Raw genomic sequence first — 268 nt, 5'->3', positions numbered from 1 at the left:
TGGCTATAAGGGGACCCTCTGCTAAGGGGTTAGACTGCGTAAGTGGTGCGAGGGTTCGAATCCCTCTCTCTCCGCCATTTAGGACAAGCTAGTAAATTATGTTATGGCGGTGTAGCTCAGCTGGCTAGAGCGTACGGTTCATACCCGTGAGGTCGGGGGTTCGATCCCCTCCGCCGCTACCATACATACCCAGGAGGCTTAGCTCAGCTGGGAGAGCATCTGCCTTACAAGCAGAGGGTCGGGGGTTCGATCCCCTCAGCCTCCACCA

The 268-nt window shown here is 56.7% G+C and carries 2 tRNA genes; both read left to right on the top strand.

Annotation, left to right across the window (positions count from 1 at the left end):
• The first annotated feature begins 105 nt into the window (after positions 1-105).
• Positions 106-182, top strand: a tRNA-Met gene (locus G9G57_RS25455).
• A gap of 10 nt (positions 183-192) precedes the next feature.
• Positions 193-268, top strand: a tRNA-Val gene (locus G9G57_RS25450).

Source organism: Paenibacillus sp. EKM211P (assembly GCF_011066175.1).
In the GTDB taxonomy this organism is placed as follows: Bacteria; Bacillota; Bacilli; order Paenibacillales; family Paenibacillaceae; genus Paenibacillus; species Paenibacillus polymyxa.
Note: the sequence above shows the minus strand (reverse complement) of the source record. Positions and strands in the feature narration are given on the sequence as shown.